We start from the raw sequence: 25,183 nt of genomic DNA, 5'->3' as shown, positions 1-25,183 counted from the left end.
ATTTTTTAGCGGTTATATCGACGATTTTCATCAAAAAATGGCACTGTATTTACCATAAAGTGATGGTAATTTTACAATTCCATTACAATCTTATCGAGTGCAATGTTCTGCATCATTTTGCTTTTTGAGTTTTAGTTTGTCGACGGCTTCGATTCGCTTCAAATTGAGCGCTTGTTTTATCTCTGCTCCTTGGAAACCTTCGGCAATAATCGCACTGATATTGACGTTGTTGGCGGCTAAAAAACACTCAGCAAGATACTCTCCTTGGGGATATCCATGCGTTTCAAATCCTGTTCGTCCACGCATGTCGGCAATGCAGCTTAAAATTACTTGATTGAGCCGCTCAGGTTTGCGCCAAAAGTCGGCTTTATCGAACATTTTGACGATCGTTTCGGCTCTGAGTTCGAATGCCTGATGGATGTTCTGATGTTGGTCACTGACCAGTAACGCTAGATCGCGCATCTCATTCGGCACGCGTAAGCGTGTGCAAAGGGCTTTAATCAGGGGTAATCCTTTTTGGCCATGACCATGATGTTTAGGTAAATGTTCCTTAGGGCTCAATGCTTTGCCTAAATCATGGACGAGTGCGGCAAAACGAACGCTTTTATCCTGCGTGAGTTGGGCTGCTTGGGCTAGCACCATTAATGTATGCACGCCCGTATCTATCTCGGGGTGCCATTTCTCTGGCTGAGGAATACCGAATAAGGCAAATATTTCGGGGAAGAGTATTTCGAGAGCACCACATTGATGCAGTACCTCAAAAAAGATCTCAGGGTTAGGACCTCCCAAACTCTTATCGACTTCCTGCCAAACCCGCTCCGCTGTTAATGCACTGAGTTCATCGCTCGCACTGATATGGCGCATCAGCGCAAAGGTTTCGCTGGCGATACTAAAACCCAGTGCATGGAATCTTGCGGCAAATCGGGCAACACGTAGTACTCGCAGGGGATCTTCGATAAAAGCATCAGAAACATGGCGTAATTGGCGCGCTTCAATATCTTTAATGCCATCGAAGGGATCGTACAAATTGCCTGCTTCATCTTGAGCTATGGCATTGATGGTCAAATCGCGGCGTAGCAAGTCTTGTTCTAAGGTTACATCGGGGCTGGCATAGCAGCTGAACCCACCATAACCTAACCCTACTTTACGCTCTGTTCTTGCGAGAGCATATTCCTGCTGTGTTGTCGGATGGAGGAATACTGGAAAGTCTTTACCTACTTGACGATAACCCAGTTGCAGCATTTGCTCGGGGGTCGCGCCAACGACCATATAGTCTTTATCTTTAATGGGGAGATTGAGCAGGCTGTCACGTACAGCACCACCGACTAAGTATATTTCCATTGGAATGATTCGGCTAATCTGTCATAGGGATAGCTTAACATGATGATAAGATTCCCTGTGCAACCTAGGCGCAGATATTTATTTAATGTCACATCGATGTTGCGGATGCTTTGACAATAACAGTGTGACGCTTTAACGTGAGCGTTATTTTTAGCTAAGGATGATTGGTGGTATGTACAAGGCCTTTTATGGACTCAGTGATAACCCTTTTTCAATTGCACCCAATCCCCATTATTTATTTTTAAGTGACAGACACAGGGAAGCCTTGGCTCATCTGACCTACGGGTTAGGTGAAACGGGTGGCTTTGTGTTGCTAACTGGGGAAGTCGGTACAGGTAAAACGACAGTCTCACGCTGTTTACTTGGGCAATTACCCGATAATACTGATACTGCATTTATCCTCAATCCCTCGCTCACCGAGTTGGAATTACTTGCCACTCTCTGTGATGAGCTTAAGATCCGTTATGGGGAAAATCCTAGCCTCAAGCAGTTAACCGATCATCTGAGCCGATTTTTATTGGCAAATCATGAAAAAGGCCGTAACACAGTACTCATCATCGATGAGGCTCAGCATCTGCGCGCAGAAGTGTTAGAGCAACTCAGATTGCTCACTAACCTCGAAACGGACACTAAAAAGCTGCTTCAGGTGATATTGATTGGGCAACCAGAACTGCAGTTACTCCTTAAACGGCAAGAACTCAGACAGCTTGCCCAGCGGATCACTGCGCGTTATCACCTATTACCACTCAATGAAGACGAAATTGCCCTCTATGTGTTGCACCGCTTACAAGTAGCGGGACGGTTTGAGCCTTTGTTCACCCGAAAGGCCGTTAAGGTTTTGCAGAAATATAGTGATGGCATCCCTCGATTAATTAATCTTTTATGTGAACGCTCGCTGATGGCGGGCTATGCGCAATCGCGCGTGCCCATAGATCATCACATGGTGAGACAAGCTGCGGCAGAAGTATTAGGTGAAGAGGAGCCGACTCAGAATAGGTATCTTTGGCCGACAGCGACCGCTGCGGCGTTATTGGTTGCTTTTGGCGTTTCCTATTGGCTATTTACCGATAAACCTGTCAGCGCGGCGTCAGCGTCCAATATGGTCGTTGAGTCTGCACCAACCAATGTGACGGCATCAAACACTCAAGCTTTGAGCGCGGCCGAAGAAACGAGTAAGTTAGTTCCTCCTGCTGATCAGCCAAGCAGCCAGGCGACTCAGGCGTCGATGCCTGATCCCAATCAACGCTTGCTAAATGATGTGATTAATCAGAGTCGTGATATCAATACCGCCTTTGCTGGGCTCTTCAGTGTTTGGGGAAAAGTACCCTATAAGGGATTGACGGCCTGCCAATCTGCTGTTGAGCACGGGCTTGCCTGTTATCAGCAACAGGGAAACTGGATGTCGCTCACGCGATTAAACTACCCGGCAGTTGTCTACTTAGTTGATGATAATCAACAGGATTTTTATGGCGCTGTGATTGCGGTAGATGACGAGCAATTATTGATGCAACTGGGAGAGCAACAACTGTGGGTAGACAGATCTTGGTTTAATCAACACTTTAGCGGGACGTTTGAAATCCTGTGGCAGGCGCCAAGTTTACCTATGATGGAAATCAGTGAGAAGTCGAGCCCAGGACAATTACAATGGTTGGAAAATGCACTTGCCCATGTGACCCATCGCAATGCAAGAAGAGTCTCCCAATTCGATCTTAAATTAGAAAATGATCTTAAGGCGTTCCAAAGCCAGCATGGATTAAAAGCCGATGGGATTGCAGGTAATCAAACATTAGTGAGACTGAATTTGTATTTAAGTGAACAAGGGCCGCGTTTAACCGATAATGGAGCGCAGAGTTAATGTCCATTTTACTCGATGCGGTCACACGCAATAAACAGCAGCAGTCGTCGCCCTTACCCGATGCGGTGTTAACGCCAAGGGCCAATTATCCTCAGTCCCGCCAGACTGGCGTTCCCGTTGCTAAACTTTCGGTATTGGCATTCGCCATTGCTGTGGGCGTGGGCGTTGCATGGAGTGTGACGATGTTTCGACAGACTGATAAGCCCTCAGTAGGCGTCTCAGCGATGAACGTCGAAACGGCGGCCATTGCGCAAACAGCAGTTCAAAAGGTCGCTCAGGGGGCTATGACAAACTCTGAACGGGCAACGACTGCACAGATATCTGCCGCAGACGATGGCAATACGGGGATTCGCCTTGCGGGAAAAGTTGCTCTGCCTAGGGCGCAGGAGTTAAATGGCGGCGCATCAGTGGTACAAGCGCCATCGAATGCCAATAGCTATGGCGGTGTTAGCAGTATTCCACAAAATATCGATCCAAGTTATGAAGATTACCTGACCACGTCTGCTGCTGTGGATGCGACAACGCAGGGCTCAAATCAGTCCTCGGTAATCGGTGCAAATGATATAGACCCTGCAACATTAGAGCAAATGCCTGCGAGCCAACAACCGATTATGCTAGGTGCTAATCACCAAGGTTTAGAACAGTTGGAAGCGTTGCGTCAACAGGTTAGTGCCGCTGCCGCAGATGTGGGCTTAGAAACCAACCAGAGTCGTAAAGACGATCAATTGGTTGCCACATTTCAAGATGCATTAAAGGATGTGGAATACGTTAAGGCGGCTAAAACCCCCGTCACAGAGCCTCAGTTAGATCCCATCCCCAAGCCCGCTGGGGATGATATTCCTAAATACGGCCAATTACCTGCCGGACTGCAGTTGCAAGTACCGGAATTTAATATAGTGGCCCATGTGTATTCCACGGATGCGAGCCAGCGTTGGTTGAATGTCGACGGCGCAGAGTTACAGGAGGGGGATATGATAGGTGGCAAGTTGAAGATCATCTCTATTCGCCCAAGGGATGTTGTCTTGGATATTCAAGGGACACAATTTAAAGTCCCCGCTATTTAAGTGACCATAGTTTAAATGCTTGATACAACTAAAATAAAAGGCGCCAAGAGGCGCCCTTTATTTATAACCATATCCGAATTAGGCGAATAAATTATAAGCAAGAAACAGTGTTAGACCATAGCCGACGCTATAGCATAGGAACAGGGCTGGGACATATTTGAGGTAACTTACGAAAGTCAATTCCTTCACTTTGCTCATGGCGACAATGCCAGCAGCGGAACCAATAATCAGTAACGAACCACCCACGCCTACACTGTAGGTTAAGCCTAACCATTCTGGGGTGTTAAGTACTGGCTCTGCTTTAAGCAGCGCTGCAGTCAATGGCACGTTATCGATCAATGCAGATCCCATACCCGTGACGAAGTTAGAGATGTTTGGGTTGAACATGGCATAAGCTTCGGTCAGCATATCTAATGTGCCGATTTCTTTAAGCATGCCGACGAGTAGTAAAATCCCTAAGAAGAACAACAAAGTGTCATATTCTACTTGGCGAATATATTCGAGGATCTTGATTTCTTCTTTATCGCTGCGCGTGGTATGCCCAATCAGGAACATGATGGACAGACCCGTCAAGAAGGTCAGTACCGGCGGGATCCCAAACAAGATGTTGAGCAACATGGTCATTAAAATGGTGCAGAAGAAGACGAGGGCAATCAAGACATCAACGGTTTGATAAGTATGTTTGATTGGCGTCGTACTCACAACGCCTTCGGCCTTGAGTGAGAACAGGGTTGCCAGCAAAATGACGCTCAAGGCCGATGGAATAAATAGTACCAGTAGCTCTGACATATGCACATGGCCACCTAAGAAGATCATCAGTGTCGTTACATCACCGGTGATCAGCGCCACACCGCCTGAGTTTACCGCGAAGATAATCAACACCGCCATTCTGCGGCGCATTTGTTTGTCAAGTTTAAAGGTGGTTAACAAGCCTAGAGACACTAATGTCGCGGTGACGTTATCACAAAATGCCGACAGCACGAGCGCGAACAGTGCCACTTGGATCATCAGCATGCGCACCGACACTTTCTGCGGGAACAGCTTTTGCACCATGATTTGGATCATGCCCTTAGCGTTGAGGTAAGCAACGAAGGTCATGGTAGACATCAAAAATAGCCAAAGTGTGGCAATTTCGAGCAAGTTTTCATTGAGTTGATGAGCAATGAGTTTCTCGTGGGAGGGATCTCCTGCAGCCATAAATAGCGCTACCCAGGATATACAGCCAAAGAATAAGGTTGTTTTTGCTTTATTAAGGTGGGTCACTTCTTCGAAAATAATACTGAGCAATGCGAGCACGGCCAGTATGATGAGAAAGGTATATAACATAACTGCAATTCCAACTGCTGTTTTAATGTCGTCGCTGGCCTAGGGCGAGCTATGGATGGCATTTTCAAGGCAAAATTAAGCTTGCCGTGTTAACGCGTGCGGATCAGAACATAATGGGGGAAAGAACGCAACTGTTAGCTGTAACTCAGTTTTATTTGGCTTTGTGATGCTGATCTCATATGTTTTGTTGTTTTTGTAGATGAAAATTCTACCTATTGATAATTCTATGGATTATTTCACTGTATTACTTTGGGGGATTATGGTCTGTAAAGTAAGATCTACGATTAAAGTCTAAGCAGTTGCTTTACCGATCCTGCAATTAATTTTTCTTTATATGGGTTATTTTTAGCTGTCTGTGTATCTCCCTTTGTTTATTATTCAGCACTGTATGTGGTTAAACGATTTATATTGATGATCAAATACCTCTTGGTATCACAGAAGTGTCTAATACCTAAGCCAAGATCTTGACTGTGGATAAAGTGAGCATTATTTTGTGGATCTTTTGCTGTAAAGATACTAGATGTTGTGTGTTAGGGGGCATTTAAAATGGCATTTGTACTCCGGAGTCTATTATTGCTGGGCTCCTTAGTGTGGTTGGTTTATAGCGGTAAACAATTGATAGCATTGGGGATATTTCATAACCCTAGTCTAATGATCGACCATATCACGTTAACCCTACAAGTGGTTGTTGCGGTTATTATAATTAAGTCTGCACTCGGCTCAAAAAAATCCGATTATTATTAATAAATTGCATCCATTCAGGGTAATAAAAAGGACGCTAATGCGTCCTTTTTTATTACGTATTGAAATTACTTAGTTTGTGCTTTCATGCTCGCTAATACACGGTCAGCCGCTTCTAAGGTCAAGCGTAGTTCTTCCTCGCCATGGGCCATAGACAGGAAACCCGCTTCATAGGCACTCGGTGCTAAGTAAACACCTTCATCTAGCATGCCGTGGTAGAAAGTACGGAACTGCTCGATATTGCATTGGGTCACTTGGTCGAAACGGGTGATTTCCGGTTGTTCTGTGAAGAAGAAACCGAACATACCACCAACATAGTTGATCGCCATTGGAATGCCGTGTTTATCGGCCGCGGCTTTAAAGCCTTCGGCGATACGTTTAGTTTTCGCGCTCAGCTCTTCGTACAAACCTTCTTCACACAGGGCTTCCATTTGTGCCAGACCAGCTGACATCGCAATTGGGTTACCTGACAGTGTACCCGCTTGGTACACAGGGCCGGTAGGTGCGATAAACTGCATCACATCTTTACGGCCACCGAATGCACCCACTGGCATACCACCACCGATCACTTTACCGAGAGTGGTTAAATCGGGAGTGACGCCGTAATAACCTTGAGCGCCACTTTGGGATACGCGAAAACCTGTCATCACTTCGTCGATGATCATTAAGGCGCCGAACTCATCACAAATATCACGCAGACCTTGAAGGAAACCCGGGATAGGCGGGATGCAGTTCATGTTGCCAGCAACGGGCTCGATGATGATGCAAGAAATTTCAGTAGGATACTGCTCGAACAGGGTACGCACAGAATCTAAATCGTTATACACAGCCGTTAAGGTGTGCTTGGCAAAATCCTCCGGAATACCCGGTGAACTTGGTTGACCTAAGGTCAATGCGCCAGAGCCTGCTTTGACTAATAGACAATCGGCATGGCCGTGGTAGCAGCCTTCAAACTTTAAAATCTTGTCACGACTCGTAAAACCACGTGCTAAACGAATGGCGCTCATAGTCGCTTCGGTGCCTGAGCTCACCATACGAACTTGCTCGATAGAAGGCACCATAGAGATGACTTTCTCGGCCATTTGCACTTCAAGTTCAGTTGGCGCACCAAAAGACAAACCATTCTCCACCGCCGCTAATACCGCTGCACGGATTTTAGGGTGGTTGTGGCCGAGGATCATCGGGCCCCAAGAACCGACATAGTCGATATAAGCTTTGCCATCGGCATCGTAAATATAAGCGCCGTTTGCTTTTTCAATAAACAGGGGCGAACCGCCTACACCATTAAATGCACGAACCGGGGAGTTAACACCGCCGGGGATGGTTTTTTTAGCCTGTTCAAATAGCGCTTCGGAACGGGTCATGTTTAGTCCTTAAAGTCTGTAGCCAATTAGCGATCGGCTTTACGTGAATACCAATTAACCGGACACTCATATTTCTCGAGTTGATGATCAACGCCGAGTGTCAATGCAAACAAAGCCATGCGAATTAACAGCCCATTGTCCGCCTGTCTGAAGATAGCGAGGTTAGGGTGACTGTTCAAATCATTATCTAACTCATTGGCTTGCGCGCGTGAATCCCTTGGAAGCGGATGCATAATGACAGTGTTAGATTTGCAATGCTGAGTGTAAATACTGCGATTTAAGCGGAACTTGCCGCGATACTTATTCGCTTCTTCCTGTGAAGGGAAGCGCTCTTCCTGAATGCGAGTGAGATATAGAATATCTGCTTTATCTAAATGGCCTTCAAGCTGGTCGGTTATTTTGATGCTATGGCCAGCATTTTCAATGTCAGAGATCACATAATCAGGCATCGCTAATTCAGCAGGTGAAATCAGTGTGAAACTGATGTTCTTATACATGCAGAGTAAGCGTGATAGTGAATGTACAGTACGGCCAAATTTTAAGTCGCCAACCATAGCGATGTGCATGCCATCGATACCGCGGCCGGCACATTTGAGTTCTTTTTGGATAGTGTATAAATCGAGTAGAGCTTGGGTCGGATGTTCGTTCGAACCATCGCCACCGTTGATCACGGGGACGCGGCTGCCTTCGGCAAACTCTTTCACTGAATAAGAGTCAGGATGGCGCATGGCAATCACATCGGAATAAGTGGATAACACGCGCGCCGTATCGTACAGGGACTCACCCTTAGATAAAGACGATGAAGCCATACCTGTGGTTTCACGCACATGGCCGCCAAGTAAGTTAAAGGCACAGCCAAAACTCACGCGGGTACGGGTACTGGGTTCGAAAAACAGGTTACCTAAAATGGCGCCTTCGAGCACTTTGGTGCGCTTCTCTCGAAGTGCATAGGGCATCATGCGGCTAGCGACATTAAAAATAGTTTGGATTGAGTCAAGATCTAACTGGTTTACGGAGAGGATATGGGATCCTTCGAACTGATTCATCAGCCTGTTTTCCAATTGCTAGGGGGCATTTTAAGCAACTTTACGCGCTTATCTGCCCTGATGTTATGTAGGGTGGCTGAGGCGCGATTGTAGCAGAAGCACTAAGGCAACGAAATAGCGGTAGAGCCACAGCGTTAGATATTTACGATAAAGCCATCGCTTTTGTGACCCGAGTTCAGCAGTTTTTTGATTATGCTTGGCCAGCTCGGATTTCCTGCTGTAGGTTCGACCAACTGATCACCCCGACCACGTTATCGGGCGAGTCTTGGTAGATAAAGACTTCACCACTGCGCTTGGGCGACAGTAATAAATAGACTTCATCGAGGGTTTTGGTATCGCTCAGTCCCTGCATGGGGTGACGCGAAAGGGTGATATTATCGTCATAGGACTGCATCTCAAGGCTAAGCATTTCGATAACACCATCGGCATTACGTACTAACACGGGTCGACCTTCGGCCCGTTTGAGCACTTCGAGCAATAATTCATCGTTGTTATTGACGATAACGAAGCGCTTATCCATCAAGGCTCGCACGCCTTTTTTCTGCAGCGCTAAATTTACTGGTGCAACTTTATAACCCAGCCCCATAATTTCTAATTGTTTAAAGAAGATAGAGTCAGTTTTAAAGCCTTGATAGGCAATCAAAAATGCCGGAATAGTCACAAACATAGCAGGCAAAATAATACTGGCATCATTGGTCATTTCCAGCAGGGCGACTAACGCCGCCAGTGGTGCACTAAGACATACCCCCATCATGGCCGTCATGCCAATCACAGTATAAAGCCCAACATAGGGGGCAATCGATGGGAACATGACCGCGCTCACTAGGGCTAAAATGGCTCCAATTAGGGCTCCTATGCCGTAGAGTGGCCCAATTAACCCTCCTGGAATGCCAAGGCCTATCGCCGCGACAGTTGCGATGATCTTCGCGGCCAGCAGGGCGATTAAGAGTAATAAACTCGGGTGTTCACTGATGGCTTCGCTGATGGCTAAATCACCCGTCCCCAGTGCCTGAGGTAAGACTAAACCGATCAAAGTGGTAATACTTCCCGCGAGAAACAGACGGTAAATTAACGGCCAGTTTTGACTCGACGCTGTAACCTTAAGGAGTGAGTAATTGAACAATGCTGCCGTACACCCTAACACGACTCCCCCGATGGCAAGAATGGGATAGTGATCGAGGGGAATGTGAAACACCTGAATACGGTCAAACTCGTGCACATTACCAAACACCAGTTGGCTTGACACTGCGCCGCAAATTGCGGAGAGCATAATGGGGAAAAAGTAATGGATTTTATACTCTCGTACTATCACTTCAAGCACAAAAATCACCGCCGCCAAGGGCGCATTAAAGGTGGCTGCAATCCCTGCGGCAATGCCACTGGCACACATGATGCGCACACTGTTGTCGGGAAGATTGAATTTCTCCGCCAACACACTGGCACTCACTGCACCTAAGTGAATGGCTGGCCCCTCTCGTCCAACGGAAAAGTTTGTGCCTAGGGCGAAGAGTGCTTGAAAAAATTGTCCTGGCGCTGATTGCAGGGGAATTTTGCCATAGTGCAATTTAACCCTATGTAGCACATAGGCTATGCCCATGCGTTTATAGCGTTTAGAGCCGAGTTTGGCTACAAGCCAAATTAATATTGCCCCTAAAAGTGGCAACAGTGCTCGCCAGTCGGCGACGTTCCCCGTAAAATCCAGCTTTTCTATTTGGGTAAAATGATTCGCCCATACGAGCAAGAGTCGAAACAGCAGGATCACGCAGGAGGCAAAGATGGCAAAAAGTAACGCCAGTATGCACAGCTGTGCACTGATCTTGGCCTGGGATAAATGATCTCGTAGCTCATTAGCTAAATACTTCTTGGCTGTGGCTATGGCATGTTGAATGGCGACTTTATTGATCGTTAATTGCACTGCATTGGCCTGAGTTGTATTGTATCGAACTCTTCTTGAGTTGATTGTATTTTATATAAGGGGCTGTTACCTAATGCCAAATTATCATCGTTGGCTAGATCGGCTGCAAGTGATGGATCTCAAATATCGTCCATCTTCAGTATATTTATCACTTTTAGTGTTAGTGGCTTTTCTTTTAGGTGCTTGGGTAAGTTTTATCCTATTGAGCAGTGATGAGCCCGTGGTGAAACACATTAGCAGTAAATCCCAGCGATTAACCGCCGAATTAGAGGTGCAAACCCAATTACTGGCAACTCGCAATTTAGAGCTGTCAGTTGAACGGGAAGCTAATACCCAGATGCAGGAGATGTTTGGCGAGCAGCTCAAAAAGCAACAGGAATTGCAGCGTGAATTGGCATTCTACCGTAGCATTATGGCTCCGGATGATAATGCTGAAGGCGTTGCCATTCATGGGTTTGAAATGACACCGGGTGCCCTTGCGGATGAATATCAGTTCAAACTGATTTTGACTCAGTTACAAAAGCGTAAACAAGCCATTCAAGGTCGAGCCGAATTGACCTTAATTGGGCTGCAGGATGGCAAATCCGTTGAACTAAGTGTGAACAAACTCACGGGGTCGAAGCTGGAATTTGATTTTCGCTATTTTCAGGTCATAGATACCAAAGTCGCTGTGCCAGTTGGCTTTAATTTACTGAAGGTGAAAGTTAAAGTTGTTGTGCCATCGAGCCGCTGGACTAAGAATTCGCAAACAGAACATGTCTATAGTGTCCCTGAATTATTGCAGGGTGAAAAAGAACCGCGGGTAATACTTGAACAAAATAGTCAGGTAACGGATAATTTGCCCCAGAAAACTGATGTAAGAGGTAGTAATGACTGATCAAGCTGATGCTGCAATGCCTATCAAATTTACCGATGCGGCAGCCGCTAAGGTAAAGGGCTTGTTGGAAGAAGAGCAAAATCCTGCACTTAAACTACGAGTCTATGTGACAGGTGGTGGTTGTTCTGGATTTCAGTACGGCTTTACCTTTGATGAAAAGGTCAATGACGGCGATTTCACCGTAGAAAAACAAGGCGTTCAATTGGTCGTCGATCCTATGAGCCTGCAGTATTTAGTGGGTGGTGAGGTGGATTACACTTCGGGTCTCGAAGGTTCACGCTTCTTTGTTAAAAACCCGAATGCAACGACAACCTGTGGTTGTGGAGCAAGCTTCTCGGTATAAGTTGCCACATTTAGATGAGAAAAAAGCCGTCAAAATGACGGCTTTTTTGTTAGTAAAATCCACCCCACACAGGCTTAATTCATAATATTGAGATTGAGTTTAGGCTTAAACCAAATTTTGACTTTTTTATCGAAAGCGACCCAAACCTGTAATAAGGATAAGATAATCAAGACGATAAAAATGACATAATCGGGGAATTTCCCCTGCCATTCACCTAAATGCACTGTGGTTGGGCCAACCACTAAATTATCAGGATCGTATAGGATGACTGGCAGCATACTGACTAAGGCTAATTGTACAAGCGTGTAGCCGCGCAGCATAATGAGCCCCGCTTTTTGGCGCCCTAAAATGCCTAACACCATAAACAGTGTGAGTAGGCAAAATAACACCCCTTGTTTGGCAATTAAGCCACTCACAGATGCGGCAACATAGAGTAGCAGCAACACAATGAGGCGTTTAGGTAGACGAGGGGGAGTCGCAGATGTCACTGCGGGCGTTGGCAGAGAGGATTCTTGCTCACTCATCGACATTCTCGCTTTGCGGTTGTACTTAGTGGCTTTGCTTAGTGATGAGTCGTTGATCTAACTCATAGGGGGGGATCACGACCCCTAAGTCATCCTGAACTGGAAATACTGCCACGAACAGATCGTCATCTTCCATACCAGGGACCCATCTTTCATGCCATTCATCGTATGGAATGGCTAAGGTCTGGCAATCACTCCATTCATCGACGGCCCAAGATTCCGCAGCATCCTCGGTTGGCCACATAGGAATGCAATCTTCCTCTTCGGTCGTTAGCATTACACAACCGTCTTGATCCTGCAGGGTCCAAAGCGTTTTATGTTCTTTGACTTGTTCAACGAGGTAATCGTAACGGCCTTCCGGCGTCATTGCTGCTGTCTCAGCGAGGGTTTTAACAGTCTTGCTCATGAAAAATATCTCTTTGGCTTGGATAGGGCGAAGCCTGTTGCGTCCCTAATGTAAAACCTAGGGCACAGCAAAGTTCACCAGTTGGCTAAATGGTAACATTAGAGTGGGATTAGAAAAAGAACAACAGCGCCGAGAAAGCGCTGTTGTGTTGGATCTTTGGTGTTTATTCTGCTGCGCGGAAGTAGCGATAGATAAAGCCCGCCAAAATGGCGCCGACAATCGGTGCGACCCAGAATAACCAGAGCTGCGATACCGCCCAGTCACCGACAAAGAGCGCAGGACCTGTACTACGAGCAGGATTTACCGAAGTATTAGACACTGGAATACTGATAAGGTGGATCAAGGTTAAGCCTAACCCTATGGCAATCGGGGCAAACCCTTTGGGGGCACGTTCATCGGTGGCTCCTAAAATAATGATTAAGAAGAACAGTGTCATAACGATTTCACAGATCATGACCGACAGCATGCTGTAACCACCTGGCGAATGCTCTCCAAACCCATTAGAGGCAAATCCGCCGACGAGAGAAAATCCTTCCTGCCCTGAAGCGATAAGGTACAAGATGCCTGCGCCTGCAATCCCACCGGCGACTTGGGCTATGATATAGGGCAATAATTCTGCCGCTGGAAAACGTCCGCCAGCCCAGAGGCCGAAAGATACTGCAGGATTTAGATGACAACCCGAGACATGGCCAATCGCAAAGGCCATAGTTAATACCGTTAAACCAAATGCGAGTGCAACACCGAGTAAACCTATACCGACCTCAGGAAATGCTGCAGCCAGCACTGCACTGCCGCAACCACCAAGAACTAACCAAAGTGTTCCGAGAAATTCCGCCGCCATTTTTTGTGACATATTCATTAATTGATTTCCTATTCAGTGGATTTATGTTTTCACCGATACTGACAGTTATTACATAAATCATTGTTTATCAAGCTGATTAAATAGAGCTAGATAAATAACAGTTCCCTTAATTTGAGTTTTGCGCACCGTAATGTCTGCATTAGCCGATATTGGACGTTGCTGTTAGTAAACAGACTAGTTACTGCTTACTTAACAATGACTTTAGCCAGTTTGCATGACACTACTGTGATTAATCATAGACACATTTTCCACTAGAGGTTATTTATAAAAAATCTGTTCAAGTACCCTTTGTTGTATTCCGTGCATCCATCTCTGGGTTGTGGTTCGTATCGTTAGGTCACTCCTTTCCCATTTTTTAGATCAAATGCTTATCTTTTTACGATTATTTAGTCGTCTTACTTTTTTAAAATCTTACATAAGTAATTGAAAATAAATAAATAGATATTCAATAGATGTAAAACGGGTAAAGAAACGAGCCCGGTATGATTGCTGCTCCCCATCCTGCCAAGTACAAACGATTGGTTGCCAAAATGTTAATCATATATCCCGGTGTTAATGATTGCATAGGTAGCGCCCCTAAGATGGCTCGACAATAAAAACGACTTACTGAAGAGCTTCGGGAAATGAAGTTAACGATCCGAATAACAACAAAAACTGCGCGCTATGCAGGAAAGTAAAGGTGGGAAGGATGAAGAAAAAACTATTAACCTTGGCAATACAAGCATCGATGTTTGGTATTGTCCCAGCGGTGGCATTTGCCGCCGATCCTATCGAGGTCAGCAGTGTTACCGAGAGTGCCAATAAAGTTAAGGTCGCAGTAGACAACAATGATGATGTCATTGAAAAAGTGGTCGTCACGGGCTCCCGTATTAAGCGTGATAGTTTTTCGCTCAGTACACCTTTACAGGGGCTTGATGCTAAAGATATTGCCGATAGCGGCATAGGTTCATTGGCAGATATTCTGGTCGACCAAATTCCTGCTCTGGCTGAAGGTGTGAGCAGTACTAATAGTCAGTCGAGTGTTCAAAATACCGGGCTTTCAACCATTGATTTACGTAATCTGGGCACAGATCGTACTTTAACGCTGATTGATGGACGTCGAGTTGTGTCCAACAGTTACAGTGGCAACTATGTCAGTTTAAGTACTATTCCTACCGCTATGGTAGATAAAGTCGAAATTATCACTGGTGGCGCATCGGCCGTTTATGGCTCGGATGCGATTGCTGGGGTGGTGAATATTATCACTCAACAAAATAAGACGGGTTTTGAGATTAATGCTCGTGGTGGTGAAACGACCGAGGGTGGTGGCCGTGAAACCACAGTAGATATTGGCTATGGTACTGATTTTAATGCTGATAAAGGTTACATCTTCGCCAGCGCCACTTACGATAAGCAACATGGGTTATTTGCCACCGACAGGGAAAGAGCCCTGTATGAGTCAAGTTTTGCCTACGATGAAAAGCAAATGTGTAATGCCATGAATACGGTCGATGGCGATCAGTGTATGCGTGATATTACGAGGAATGACTGGCGTGAGCGCAGTAATGACGTCGTCGGTGGACGTTTTAAATCCGATGACTGGTGGTTCGACGGCACTGAGCTTAAAACCGACTTTAAAGAAGAACGTGACGGTTATAATGGTTATGAAACTGGGTTGTTGAAGGTACCAGAGGATACGCTGGCCGCAGCGATCAAAATGAACTACGACCTGAGCGACGATGTTCGCGCCAATGTGCAAGTGCAATTCAGCCGTAATACTGCGTTTCGCCGCACCGATGCCGAGGGTCAAGATTATAATGATGCAGAACTTTATATCGATCCGCTAACGGGTTTACCGGGTCGGATTGCTGCTGGCTCAATTTCCCCTAACAATCCCTATGTGCCCGAAGAAATCGCCGCCACTGCGGGTAAAAGCATTAGTTGGGATCGCCGTTTCCAAGAAGTGGGTCCCGTTGAAAGTAACAACGAACGGACAACTTTGCGTACTTGGGCTGGATTGCAAGGGAGTTTGTTCGATACGTGGACTTGGGATGCTTCTGTTGGCTACGGTAAGTTTGAACAGCGTCAACGCCGTAGCAATGAAATTAGTATTCGCCGCCTGAAATATGCCCTAGATGCCGAATATGCCGCCGATGATGGTGTAACGATCCAATGCGCGAGTGAAGAAGCCAGAGCCGAGGGCTGCGTTCCCGTTAACCTTTTTGGTGAGGGCTCTATCAGTAAAGAAGGGGCCGACTATATTCGCGCTAATCCCTATATCAACACCGATATCACCCAATTCAATGCCCTAGGATTTATCTCCGGTGAATTATTTGAGTTACCCGCAGGTGGCGTGCAATCCGCCTTTGGACTCGAATATCGCCGTGATACCCAAGCGGTGGATACCGATAAAGCCATGCGCGCCGATGCCATTACTTTTAATGATGTTCCCCCCTTCGAAGGTGATGTGACCGTTTGGGAAGCCTTTGGTGAAGCGAATCTGCCGCTGTTGAGGGATGTGGGTTTTGCCCATAGGCTCGATCTAGATGTTTCCTTACGTCTTGCGGATTATAGCCAGAAAAACATCGACTTAATGTCGAGCTATCGTACTGGTGTGCTGTGGGAACCGATCGCCAACTATGCGCTGCGTGCCAACTATTCCCGCTCGCAACGTGCGCCGAATATTACTGAGCTGATTTCTCCACCCCGTGGCGATTACGACAGTATTCGTGATATTTGCGATGGTGTGACTGCAACCTCAACGGATGCTGGGCATGATAGTTGTCGTCTCGATCCGGGGATTGCCGCCGCGATTGCGACTAGTGGTAAATTCGAGGATGAGGGCGGTTCTAAATATTCACCCAATGCAGGTAATGAAAACCTCACCGAAGAAACGGCCGATACCTATACCCTTGGCTTTACCATGGCGCCCGCTTTCCTCGAAGGTTTCAACTTAGCGGTCGATTACTACGATATTAGCGTCACCGATGCGATAGGTTCTTTAAGTAATGAGGATATTTTGGGCGAGTGCTATAACTCGAGCAATCCCTATGGCCCAGAGAATGAATACTGCCAAGTCATTAGTCGTGATACTGAAGGCCAGATCACTCAAGTTATCCAGCAGGAGCTTAACCTGAATGATATCGTCACTCGCGGTGTCGATATTGCGATGGCCTATGAGTGGGAATTGGACGGTTATGGTGAGTTCAGCTTAAAAACCAACTGGACCCATGTATTGGAATTTAGCTCAAGCTATTATGGTGCTGACGGTCTCGTTGAAGATGATTATGTCGGCGAGCTTGATAGTGGCATCTTTGAAGACCGTGGCACAATTTCACTCACCTGGAACAATGATGATTGGCGTGTACGTTGGAGCACGAAGTATAAGAGTGCCATGGTCGATAGCCATGATCGGGTAGAGGAGTGGAATGTACTGAAAGCCGAAAATCAGGCAAAGCTGAACGATGGTGATGCTAGCGCGGTGGCTAACCCTGAAACACCCGCCTTCCTGTTTTATGGCTCTTATATCACCCATGATTTTTCAGTGTCATACACTATGGATGTAAGTGATGCCGAGTTACGTTTGTATGGTGGGGTGCGCAATATATTCGATAACCAAGGTCCTTGGATTGCGGACACGGGCGATCTGGTCGAAACGGGCAACGGTAACTACAGTAGTGCTTATGGTGGCGGTGTCGGACGTTATGCCTACTTAGGGGCGGAGCTCAAGTTCTAAGTATTAACGTTTAAGGTACAGCAGTTAAAGTCACCAAACCGCATGTGCCTTCTTGCATGCGGTTTCTTTATCACTCATATAGCGCTGATCAGATGCTTAACTGAATGCAAACGGCATTGTGTGACAAATAGATGTCAGCATGAGAGCACAGTAAAAATCTGTTAAAAAACAAATGTTGTGGCAATCATTTACGATTAAAACAGTCGTTGGTGAGTTGGAATGTATTTTCTGAAATCTCCATTTGTTTGAACGTTATACGCTATTTGAATGATTGGTTAAGCCCTAGGTCGAATCGTTTATAAATCAGCAATGACATACTGAACATGGTGACCTTACTCCAAGGGTTAAATGGCTTAATGATTTTGGGTTAGTAGCTGTGGCTTCTTCTATCTAGTTTGAAGATGGGTTAACCAATAAATGCCGTTGGATAATAACGGGTTAACTTTTGCCTACTTATGTGACATCACATTTATCATAAATGCTAATTAATCCATTGATGTCGAGAATTAATAAAATAAGGGTTTCAAATGCTTATCCTCTTTAGTTACTTTTTTTGCACTGCGTGTCATCAATTTAAAAATGCATTTTTAAGTGTGAAATCTATGATAACGCTCATCTCGATGGGGATGTTAGCGTCGTTTTTAGCGCTATTTTCAACCCCCACCTTTGCAGTTGATAATGCCGCTTTGTCTGCTATCAGTGTTACCGATGGGCCGTATGTGTTTTTGCGTAATGGAGATGAAAACACCGCCTATTGGATCTGTCAAAGTCAGCTTAAGCAAACAACCATTGTCGAGAATAGTTTGACTCGTCCAAGTGATTGTGGTGATTTACCTCAACCCAAGTTGCATGCTAAAGCCGCGACGCCAGATCTGGACACTTTTACTCATGTCGGCAAAATAGTTGCATTAAGTGATGTGCATGGTCAGTTTGATGTAATGATTAACTTACTCAAAGCACATAAAATTATTGATGAAAATAATCACTGGAACTTCGGTGATGGGCACATGGTGATGACCGGTGATATGTTTGATCGTGGGCATCAGGTCAATGAAGTGCTGTGGTTTTTATATACTCTAGATAAGGAAGCGCAAGCTGCGGGTGGTCGCTTACATCTGTTAATGGGTAACCACGAGCAGATGGTCTTTCGCGGTGACCTGCGCTATGTTAATGATCGTTATCAGCTTTCGTCCAATTTACTACATCGCAGCTACAGCTCACTTTATAATAAAGATACCGAGATAGGTCATTGGTTACGCAGTAAAAATACAATAGTTAAAATCAATAATCTGTTATTTATGCATGGTGGGATCAGCCCAGAATGGGTTGAACGTAAACTCGACATTAGCAGTGTTAATCAATTGCTGCGCCAACATTTGGATGATACAAAGGAAGAGTTAAAAAATAACGATTTGCTTAATTTTTTGTTCTTTTCCAATGGTCCCACTTGGTATCGTGGTTACTTTGAGGATGCGCTGCAAGCATCCGATGTTGATAGTATTCTGCGCTATTTTAATGTAGAACATGTCATCGTTGGTCATACATCTCAAGAGCAAGTGCTTGGTTTATATGATAATAAAATTATTGCGATTGATAGCAGTATCAAAAATGGTCAATCAGGTGAATTGTTACTGATAGATGTCGGTACGTTTACCCGTGGTTTATATCATGGGGAACGAGTGCCATTGTAGTCATCTAGTCTTGGGGTGTTTTTAAAATTTAACGATTAGGTAGTAACCAAAACATGAAGGATAAGAGTCAATTGGTTTTTTGCTTAGAAAACTGCCGTGTTGACCCTTCCGATAACTCCATTTCATTTCAAACACAGGGAGATGAACTCTCCCTAAATGAACCCACTAAGTTTTCACTGCAACCTAAGTTTATTGAAGTGCTTAGCTATCTTGCCGAGCGTTATCCTAATGTGGTTACCCGTGATGAATTGATCGCGAAGGTGTGGGAAGGAAACGTCTATGTGGGCACAAAGGCTCTCACAAATGCTATTTGGCATTTAAGGCAGCAATTATCACCGCTCGCGCAAGATGGTGCCGTGATTGAGACTGTGCGTAAAACTGGGTATCGATTACTGCTCCCACCAGTATTCGATCCCCTCGATGACACCGAAGAAGATTTGCTGCAGGCCACAGCTGCCAAGTTGCAGCGTACGACCAAGCGCATGCGATTTATGATGGTGGCGATGGGAGTTTTAATTCTCATCAGTGGGTTATTTATCGGCATGCATCTGTATCAAGATAAACTGCGCATGACGGATACCCAAGTCACGGTATTAACAAGGGATCCAGGCTCTGAACGCTATCCCATGCTATCCCGTGATAGGCGTTGGTTGGTGTACGGTGCCAGTCGGCCGGGTGTGACTTCTAGCCTCTATCTTAAAGATTTTAAACGTGATGATTTACCCGCCCGCCAGTTAACACCTTCCTCATCCTCTGAGTTACGTGCCGTTTGGAGTTTTGATGACAGCAAGCTGTACTTCGCTTCGTGCAACAAGGCGACGGACAAGTGTGCGATTACGCAACTAACGCTCGCCACGAATGAGATGGTTGCTTTAGCGCCATGTAGCTCGGATATGACCGCTATCGATATTTCGCCCGATGGACAATATTTATCTTATGTCTCCTCCCATGAAGTGGGTAAAACCGGCGGTATCTATCGTTTATCTCTGGTACAAAAAGACGCCACCGCCGAGAGGCAATCCTGTGAAAGCCTTTTGTAAATTATGAAGATAGAGATCTAGCTTACAGTCCAGACGGACGCTGGATGGCGATAGCGAGGCGCTACAGCAATATCTCGGAGGATATTTTTATTCGAGACCTAGCAACTGGCTATGAAAACCGCTTAACTCAAGGACTTGAAGATATCCGTGGCTTAAGTTGGACTCCCGATAGCCAACGTTTAGTGTTTGCGACAGAAGACTCTGGCAGTCGTAATGGTTTTATTATCGATATTGAAACCGCACAAATCCGTACTCTTGAGGTGGCGGGAATGAGTTATCCAAGCAGTGTTTCCGATAAAGGGGAACTGGTTTACCACCAATATCGTCGTCAATTTCAGATGGCTTACTTTTCCCTTGATGATCAAGTGCCGGGTAGTTTGTTTCCGCTGTTATATTCGGGAGTGAGTCACCGCAATCCAGATTACTCTCCCCAAGCTACACGGTTAGTGTTTGTTTCCAGTAATACCGGGTTTAACGAGATTTGGACCTCGGATATTAACGGTCAAAAACTGGAGCAACACACTCAGCTTAAATCACGAGTCGCCTATCCGCGCTGGTCCCCCGATGGTTCAAAAATTGCCTTTATTGCACCCGATGATAGCCACGAAGGTAACCGAATTTTTATTTTAGATTTAACCAATAAGAATATTACCGCCTTGGCTTCGGGTTATCACAATCATGGCCGCCCGAGTTGGAGTTGGCAGGGTAATTCAATACTGGCTTCAACAAGTGATGGTATCACTGAGTTTTATTTCGACAATCGCGCCCCTAAAGTGATTAGCCCCTTGAGTATGGGGGTTGGGTTTGCAAAATCTGCGACTGAGTTAGTGTTTACTCGCTATGGTGTGAATGGACTCTGGCAGATTAATTTAGACCAACCGGAGCAAGTTGAATTAGTTATTCCGGGCAACGTGTTTCGAGCGGGGAATAATTGGGTGCTAACGAGAGACGGGGTTTACTTTAAATCGAGTAACCTCAATGAGCAGAAGCTCAATTTTTGGGATGCGAGTACACAGCAAGTGAGCTCGTTGCTAAGGGTGCCGCGCTCAAGCCTAAGCGGATTTGGCTCAATGACTTATATTCCTGAGTCAAACCGCTTAGTGATGACGCTTGATGGATTCCCGCAGCGGGATATCATGCTACTTAAGCACAAATTGCTAAAGTGATCTGTGCTTTATGGTCGTTACTTAGCGCTAAATCGCCCACCTAATACGGCTTCTCTTGAGGCACCTGTCACGGCGGGGAGATTTGCGGGTAATCCCAAGTGATGGCGCATGGCCAGCCACGCAAAGGCGATGCCTTCGGCCCATTTAGGGTCGACGCCAAGGGCTGAGGTTGTATTCAAGGTATAACCCGGTAATAGGGCTGCAAGGCGTTGCATCAGTTGATCATTAAACGCGCCGCCGCCACAGACAAATAACTCCCCTTCATTGGATAACTTTATAATATCCTTGGCGATACTGTGGCAGGTCAAATCCAATAATGTCGATTGGATATCTTCTTCATCTAATTGGTTAAATGGCGACAATTGTTGCTCTAACCAAGCTTGATTGAATAATTCGCGGCCCGTGCTCTTAGGGTAAGCAAGGGCGAAATAAGGGTGCGACAGCAGTTGAGCCAATAGGCCTGAATCGGTTTTACCGGACGCTGCCCATTCGCCATCGCTATCGAAGGGTTCATTTTTAACTTGCTGGATCCAAGCATCGATTAGGGTGTTGCCTGGGCCAGTATCGAACCCCAGCACTTCTTCACTATTCCCTGGCAGATAGGTGATATTGGCAATCCCACCGATATTGAGGATCACACGTTTTTTACCAACCTCAGCAAACGTTTGCTGGTGGAAGGCGGGAACTAAGGGGGCGCCTTGGCCACCTAAGGCAATATCTTTACGGCGAAAATCGGCAATCACATCAATACCCGTTTCAGTCGCTATGGTATTGGGATCGCCAATTTGCAGGGTAAAGCCGACTTCGAGGTTTGGCATATGGCGCACGGTTTGGCCGTGGCTACCAATGGCAATAATCTCTTCTTTGGCAATATTGGTTTTGGCCAGCAGATTATTTACCGCTAGCGCAAATAACTTACCGACACTGCGATCTAAGCGTCCAAGACGATTAATTTCATCGGCGCCGGGTAAACACAAACGCTGTAAGCCTTTTAGTAAATGGCTCGGAATGGCTTCGGTATGGCTGGCGATAAGCTGTGGCCGCGGACCAGAAAAGTCAACGAGTACCGCATCGACGCCATCCATGCTGGTGCCTGACATCAGTCCAATATAATAAGCATTTTTCATTGGGAGAGGGCCGTCCTGTCGTTATTGCATTGCCAATTGCGTTTGTTTGTTTTGCGACATGGTCGCCATTAATTGCTTGCTGAGCGCGTCGAATTGGTTTTTTCTTTTCGAGCAATCGATTCTGCTTTAGGTAAAGTTATCGTTCTTGGATTACGGTGTACACCATTGACGATGAATTCATAGTGTAAATGCGCACCTGTGACGCGGCCCGTTTTACCTAAAGTGCCTATTATTTGGCCTTGTTTAACGCTGGCGCCTTTACTGACATTACGTTTTGTGAGATGCAAATATTTAGTAGTATAGGTATCGTTGTGTTTAATAAACACATAGTTACCGTTGAATTGATTATAGCCAGCCTCAATCACACGTCCGCTGCCCGCCGCTTTAATCGGCGTGCCAATCGCAGCAACATAATCCACCCCGCGGTGGGCTTTTACTTGCCCTGTGACGGGGTGCAAACGCTTAGGGTTAAAGTTCGAACTGACATATTTAAAATCCACGGGTGAGCGTAGGAAGGCTTTGCGCATACTCGTGCCATTTTCTGAGTAGTAGTTCCCATCGGTATAGCGAATGGCGGTATAGCGCTCGTCTTGGTTGACGAATTCTGCGGCTAAGATATTGCCATTACGTAGGAATTCTCCTTCGGCATATTCCTGCTCATAGATAATGGCAAAACTGTCGCCTTCACGCAGATCTAAGGCAAAGTCGATATCCCAGCCAAACACCGTCGATAACTGCATGATTTGGTTGGCTGTCATTCCCGCATCGACGGCTGCATTCCAAAAATTGCTTTTAATTTTAGCGCTGGTGAAATGGGTTCGGATCTCCACATCTTTCTCGGAGATTTTTTTCAAAATATTGCTCTTGGTTCTTTGTGATAACCAACGTTGAAATCGCATTGATGCGGTAGCGCACCTCGGTGAGATCACCTTTGGCATCCTTGGAAATGACAATTTCTTCACCGGGCATGATCTTGAGTAAATTTTGCTTGGCTAAGGGGAGTTGGGTGATTTCATAAACATCCTTACTCGTTAGGCCCGCCCGGTCAAAAACAGCGGCTAAGGTATCGCCATTTTTTACGTTGAAATGCTCAACATCCCTATGGTGGGCACTCTCTAAGGATTCTGCAGATCCCTTGCCTGCAGCGAGATCCTCACTTGACGACATAGGAACTGCATTGGTGGGGGCATTGTCCGATACTTCTTCCATCGATTCCGGGCGCTGCGGTGAGCGAAAGGCTAAGGGAACATCGTAGCGGGTGTTGATTTGGGCCTGTTCATCTATAGCCGTAGTTTGTCTCGAAGCTTGCGCTTCTTCAGAGGGTAAGAGCATGGTTATCATAGTGATAACAGAAAGAATGCTGAGGAGAATTTGATGCTTTTTAGGCAACAATTTAAATAACGTTATAACCTTTCCCATTGACGCCGATACCGATAACCTGAGGCTTGAATAATCCCGTTAGTGTACACACTTTCAATTGTGCTGGCTAACAAGTAACATAAGTCTCCTCTTTTTATGATCATGGCCTTAGGAGTCCCCGCCGAGATGGCTGATTTAGACCAAGTATTAGCAGAAATTAGACGTGGTACCGATGAGATTTTACTCGAAGCGGATCTGCTGGAAAAACTCAAAGAAGGACGTCCACTACGTATCAAGTTAGGCGCAGATCCTACCGCACCGGATATCCATCTTGGACACACAGTAATTTTAAATAAATTAAGATTATTCCAAGAGTTAGGTCATGAAGTCATTTTCTTAATTGGTGACTTTACCGGTATGGTGGGTGATCCAAGTGGTAAAAATAGCACTCGTCCACCCTTAACCCGTGAGCAAGTATTAGCCAACGCTGAAACCTACAAAGAACAGGTCTATAAAATTCTCGACCCAGCGAAAACTCGTATCGTGTTCAACTCCAGCTGGTTAGAGCCGTTAGGCGCGGCTGGCATGATCCGCTTAGCGTCACAGCAAACCGTTGCTCGCATGATGGAACGTGACGACTTTAAGAAGCGTTATGCTTCGGGTCAATCGATTGCTATCCACGAATTTATGTATCCGCTGCTACAGGGCTATGACTCAGTTGCCCTCAAAGCCGATGTTGAATTAGGTGGTACTGACCAGAAGTTCAACCTGTTGATGGGGCGTGAGTTACAAAAAGCCGAAGGCCAAAAACCCCAAGCCGTGATTATGATGCCATTGCTCGAAGGTTTGGACGGCGTGAAAAAGATGTCTAAGTCGGCGCATAACTACATTGGTGTGAGTGAACCTGCCAATGAAATGTTTGGTAAGCTGATGTCGATTTCGGACGACTTAATGTGGCGCTATTTTGAGCTACTGTCATTCCGTCCATTGGCCGAAATTGAACAGTTCAAACAAGATGTGGCTAATGGGTCTAACCCCCGCGATATTAAAATCGCCTTGGCTAAGGAAATTATCACACGTTTCCACGATGAAGCTGCAGCGCAAAGCGCGCACCAAGCCTTTGTTGATCGCGCTAAGGGCATGATCCCCGACGATATTAAAGATATCGAGTTAGCTGCGGGTGAAGGTATTGCGATTGCCAATCTGTTGAAAGACGCGGATTTAGTGGCATCGACATCGGAAGCGATGCGGATGATTAAGCAAGGCGCGGTGAAAATGGACGGTGAAAAACTGGACGATAGCCGCATGACGTTATCTGCTGGTACTGTCGCTGTATTCCAGGTGGGTAAACGCAAGTTTGCCAAAGTGACGTTAGTGTAAGGGACTTTGGTTTTTAGTTTAAGCCACCGTAGTTAAACGAA

General features: G+C 45.9%; 18 protein-coding genes and 1 pseudogene. 9 read left to right on the top strand and 10 right to left on the bottom strand.

The features are described from left to right. Window positions 1–90: 90 nt before the first annotated feature. Window positions 91–1,341, bottom strand: a complete 1,251-nt coding sequence (locus SOHN41_RS13685) for a multifunctional CCA addition/repair protein (RefSeq protein WP_007649999.1) — start codon at window positions 1,339–1,341, stop codon at window positions 91–93. Between the two features lie 172 nt (window positions 1,342–1,513). On the opposite strand from SOHN41_RS13685, the gene SOHN41_RS13680 reads away from it, so the two are divergent. After that, a complete protein-coding gene (locus tag SOHN41_RS13680) occupies window positions 1,514–3,196 on the top strand; it encodes an ExeA family protein (protein ID WP_007649998.1) in 1,683 nt (560 codons plus the stop codon). Continuing rightward, window positions 3,196–4,260, top strand: a complete 1,065-nt coding sequence (locus SOHN41_RS13675) for a general secretion pathway protein GspB (protein WP_007649996.1) — start codon at window positions 3,196–3,198, stop codon at window positions 4,258–4,260. The genes SOHN41_RS13680 and SOHN41_RS13675 overlap by 1 nt, the downstream gene beginning before the upstream one ends. Window positions 4,261–4,338: 78 nt before the next feature. Here the strand turns inward: SOHN41_RS13675 and nhaD are convergent, their stop codons facing one another. The 4 genes from nhaD to SOHN41_RS13650 all read right to left on the bottom strand — a co-directional run bounded on the left by nhaD (window position 4,339) and on the right by SOHN41_RS13650 (window position 10,652). Then, window positions 4,339–5,586, bottom strand: coding sequence for a sodium:proton antiporter NhaD (nhaD, locus tag SOHN41_RS13670; RefSeq protein WP_007649994.1), 1,248 nt, complete (start codon window positions 5,584–5,586; stop codon window positions 4,339–4,341). 809 nt (window positions 5,587–6,395) lie between these two features. Further along, a complete protein-coding gene (gene hemL, locus SOHN41_RS13660) occupies window positions 6,396–7,691 on the bottom strand; it encodes a glutamate-1-semialdehyde 2,1-aminomutase (RefSeq protein ID WP_007649977.1) in 1,296 nt (431 codons plus the stop codon). 26 nt (window positions 7,692–7,717) lie between these two features. Next, complete coding sequence (locus tag SOHN41_RS13655; RefSeq protein WP_007649976.1) at window positions 7,718–8,737, bottom strand: aspartate carbamoyltransferase; 1,020 nt, start codon at window positions 8,735–8,737, stop codon at window positions 7,718–7,720. Window positions 8,738–8,927: 190 nt separating this feature from the next. Then, window positions 8,928–10,652, bottom strand: coding sequence for a chloride channel protein (locus SOHN41_RS13650; RefSeq protein ID WP_007649975.1), 1,725 nt, complete (start codon window positions 10,650–10,652; stop codon window positions 8,928–8,930). A gap of 73 nt (window positions 10,653–10,725) precedes the next feature. Here SOHN41_RS13650 and SOHN41_RS13645 point away from each other — a divergent pair, with 73 nt between their 5' ends. Continuing rightward, window positions 10,726–11,529: a DUF6776 family protein gene (locus SOHN41_RS13645; protein WP_007649974.1), complete on the top strand. Its 804-nt coding sequence runs from the start codon at window positions 10,726–10,728 to the stop codon at window positions 11,527–11,529. Beyond that, window positions 11,522–11,872 carry an iron-sulfur cluster insertion protein ErpA gene (erpA, locus tag SOHN41_RS13640; RefSeq protein ID WP_007649973.1) on the top strand — a complete coding sequence of 117 codons (351 nt, stop codon included), beginning with the start codon at window positions 11,522–11,524 and terminating at the stop codon, window positions 11,870–11,872. The genes SOHN41_RS13645 and erpA overlap by 8 nt, the downstream gene beginning before the upstream one ends. Window positions 11,873–11,946: 74 nt before the next feature. Here erpA and SOHN41_RS13635 read toward each other — a convergent pair whose 3' ends face one another. The 3 genes from SOHN41_RS13635 to aqpZ form a co-directional block, all read right to left on the bottom strand. Then, window positions 11,947–12,396, bottom strand: coding sequence for a hypothetical protein (locus SOHN41_RS13635; RefSeq protein WP_007649969.1), 450 nt, complete (start codon window positions 12,394–12,396; stop codon window positions 11,947–11,949). A 25-nt stretch (window positions 12,397–12,421) separates the two neighbouring features. After that, window positions 12,422–12,802, bottom strand: a complete 381-nt coding sequence (locus SOHN41_RS13630; RefSeq protein WP_007649967.1) for a DUF2750 domain-containing protein — start codon at window positions 12,800–12,802, stop codon at window positions 12,422–12,424. Between the two features lie 163 nt (window positions 12,803–12,965). Further along, a complete protein-coding gene (aqpZ, locus tag SOHN41_RS13625) occupies window positions 12,966–13,661 on the bottom strand; it encodes an aquaporin Z (RefSeq protein WP_007649965.1) in 696 nt (231 codons plus the stop codon). A gap of 691 nt (window positions 13,662–14,352) precedes the next feature. On the opposite strand from aqpZ, the gene SOHN41_RS13620 reads away from it, so the two are divergent. The 4 genes from SOHN41_RS13620 to SOHN41_RS20415 all read left to right on the top strand — a co-directional run bounded on the left by SOHN41_RS13620 (window position 14,353) and on the right by SOHN41_RS20415 (window position 21,276). Continuing rightward, window positions 14,353–17,379, top strand: coding sequence for a TonB-dependent receptor domain-containing protein (locus tag SOHN41_RS13620; RefSeq protein WP_007649964.1), 3,027 nt, complete (start codon window positions 14,353–14,355; stop codon window positions 17,377–17,379). A gap of 602 nt (window positions 17,380–17,981) precedes the next feature. Next, window positions 17,982–19,070: a metallophosphoesterase gene (locus tag SOHN41_RS13615; RefSeq protein ID WP_086017355.1), complete on the top strand. Its 1,089-nt coding sequence runs from the start codon at window positions 17,982–17,984 to the stop codon at window positions 19,068–19,070. 53 nt (window positions 19,071–19,123) lie between these two features. Further along, on the top strand, window positions 19,124–20,110 hold the full coding sequence (locus tag SOHN41_RS20420) for a winged helix-turn-helix domain-containing protein (protein WP_007649961.1): 987 nt from the start codon (window positions 19,124–19,126) through the stop codon (window positions 20,108–20,110). Window positions 20,111–20,154: 44 nt separating this feature from the next. Then, window positions 20,155–21,276 (top strand): TolB family protein, encoded by a 1,122-nt coding sequence (locus SOHN41_RS20415; protein ID WP_007649959.1) that lies wholly within the window; start codon window positions 20,155–20,157, stop codon window positions 21,274–21,276. A gap of 17 nt (window positions 21,277–21,293) precedes the next feature. On the opposite strand, the gene SOHN41_RS13605 is transcribed toward SOHN41_RS20415, so the two are convergent. Beyond that, window positions 21,294–22,403, bottom strand: coding sequence for an anhydro-N-acetylmuramic acid kinase (locus SOHN41_RS13605; protein ID WP_007649957.1), 1,110 nt, complete (start codon window positions 22,401–22,403; stop codon window positions 21,294–21,296). Between the two features lie 21 nt (window positions 22,404–22,424). Further along, window positions 22,425–23,822: pseudogene (locus SOHN41_RS13600) on the bottom strand (peptidoglycan DD-metalloendopeptidase family protein). A 126-nt stretch (window positions 23,823–23,948) separates the two neighbouring features. Between SOHN41_RS13600 and tyrS the strand changes: the two are divergent. Next, a complete protein-coding gene (tyrS, locus tag SOHN41_RS13595; RefSeq protein ID WP_007649952.1) occupies window positions 23,949–25,142 on the top strand; it encodes a tyrosine--tRNA ligase in 1,194 nt (397 codons plus the stop codon). The last annotated feature ends 41 nt before the right edge of the window (window positions 25,143–25,183 follow it).

This window comes from Shewanella sp. HN-41 (genome assembly GCF_000217915.1).
Taxonomy (GTDB): Bacteria; Pseudomonadota; Gammaproteobacteria; order Enterobacterales; family Shewanellaceae; genus Shewanella.
Note: the sequence above shows the minus strand (reverse complement) of the source record. Positions and strands in the feature narration are given on the sequence as shown.

Excerpts from the sequence above, each read along its gene's own strand:
- SOHN41_RS13685 (WP_007649999.1), bottom strand. The coding sequence starts at position 1,341 with ATGGAAATATACTTAGTCGGTGGTGCTGTACGTGACAGCCTGCTCAAT.
- SOHN41_RS13680 (WP_007649998.1), top strand. The coding sequence starts at position 1,514 with ATGTACAAGGCCTTTTATGGACTCAGTGATAACCCTTTTTCAATTGCA.
- SOHN41_RS13675 (WP_007649996.1), top strand. The coding sequence starts at position 3,196 with ATGTCCATTTTACTCGATGCGGTCACACGCAATAAACAGCAGCAGTCG.
- nhaD (WP_007649994.1), bottom strand. The coding sequence starts at position 5,586 with ATGTTATATACCTTTCTCATCATACTGGCCGTGCTCGCATTGCTCAGT.
- hemL (WP_007649977.1), bottom strand. The coding sequence starts at position 7,691 with ATGACCCGTTCCGAAGCGCTATTTGAACAGGCTAAAAAAACCATCCCC.
- SOHN41_RS13655 (WP_007649976.1), bottom strand. The coding sequence starts at position 8,737 with ATGAATCAGTTCGAAGGATCCCATATCCTCTCCGTAAACCAGTTAGAT.
- SOHN41_RS13645 (WP_007649974.1), top strand. The coding sequence starts at position 10,726 with ATGCCAAATTATCATCGTTGGCTAGATCGGCTGCAAGTGATGGATCTC.
- erpA (WP_007649973.1), top strand. The coding sequence starts at position 11,522 with ATGACTGATCAAGCTGATGCTGCAATGCCTATCAAATTTACCGATGCG.
- SOHN41_RS13635 (WP_007649969.1), bottom strand. The coding sequence starts at position 12,396 with ATGAGTGAGCAAGAATCCTCTCTGCCAACGCCCGCAGTGACATCTGCG.
- SOHN41_RS13630 (WP_007649967.1), bottom strand. The coding sequence starts at position 12,802 with ATGAGCAAGACTGTTAAAACCCTCGCTGAGACAGCAGCAATGACGCCG.
- aqpZ (WP_007649965.1), bottom strand. The coding sequence starts at position 13,661 with ATGAATATGTCACAAAAAATGGCGGCGGAATTTCTCGGAACACTTTGG.
- SOHN41_RS13620 (WP_007649964.1), top strand. The coding sequence starts at position 14,353 with ATGAAGAAAAAACTATTAACCTTGGCAATACAAGCATCGATGTTTGGT.
- SOHN41_RS13615 (WP_086017355.1), top strand. The coding sequence starts at position 17,982 with ATGATAACGCTCATCTCGATGGGGATGTTAGCGTCGTTTTTAGCGCTA.
- SOHN41_RS20420 (WP_007649961.1), top strand. The coding sequence starts at position 19,124 with ATGAAGGATAAGAGTCAATTGGTTTTTTGCTTAGAAAACTGCCGTGTT.
- SOHN41_RS20415 (WP_007649959.1), top strand. The coding sequence starts at position 20,155 with ATGGCGATAGCGAGGCGCTACAGCAATATCTCGGAGGATATTTTTATT.
- SOHN41_RS13605 (WP_007649957.1), bottom strand. The coding sequence starts at position 22,403 with ATGAAAAATGCTTATTATATTGGACTGATGTCAGGCACCAGCATGGAT.
- tyrS (WP_007649952.1), top strand. The coding sequence starts at position 23,949 with ATGGCTGATTTAGACCAAGTATTAGCAGAAATTAGACGTGGTACCGAT.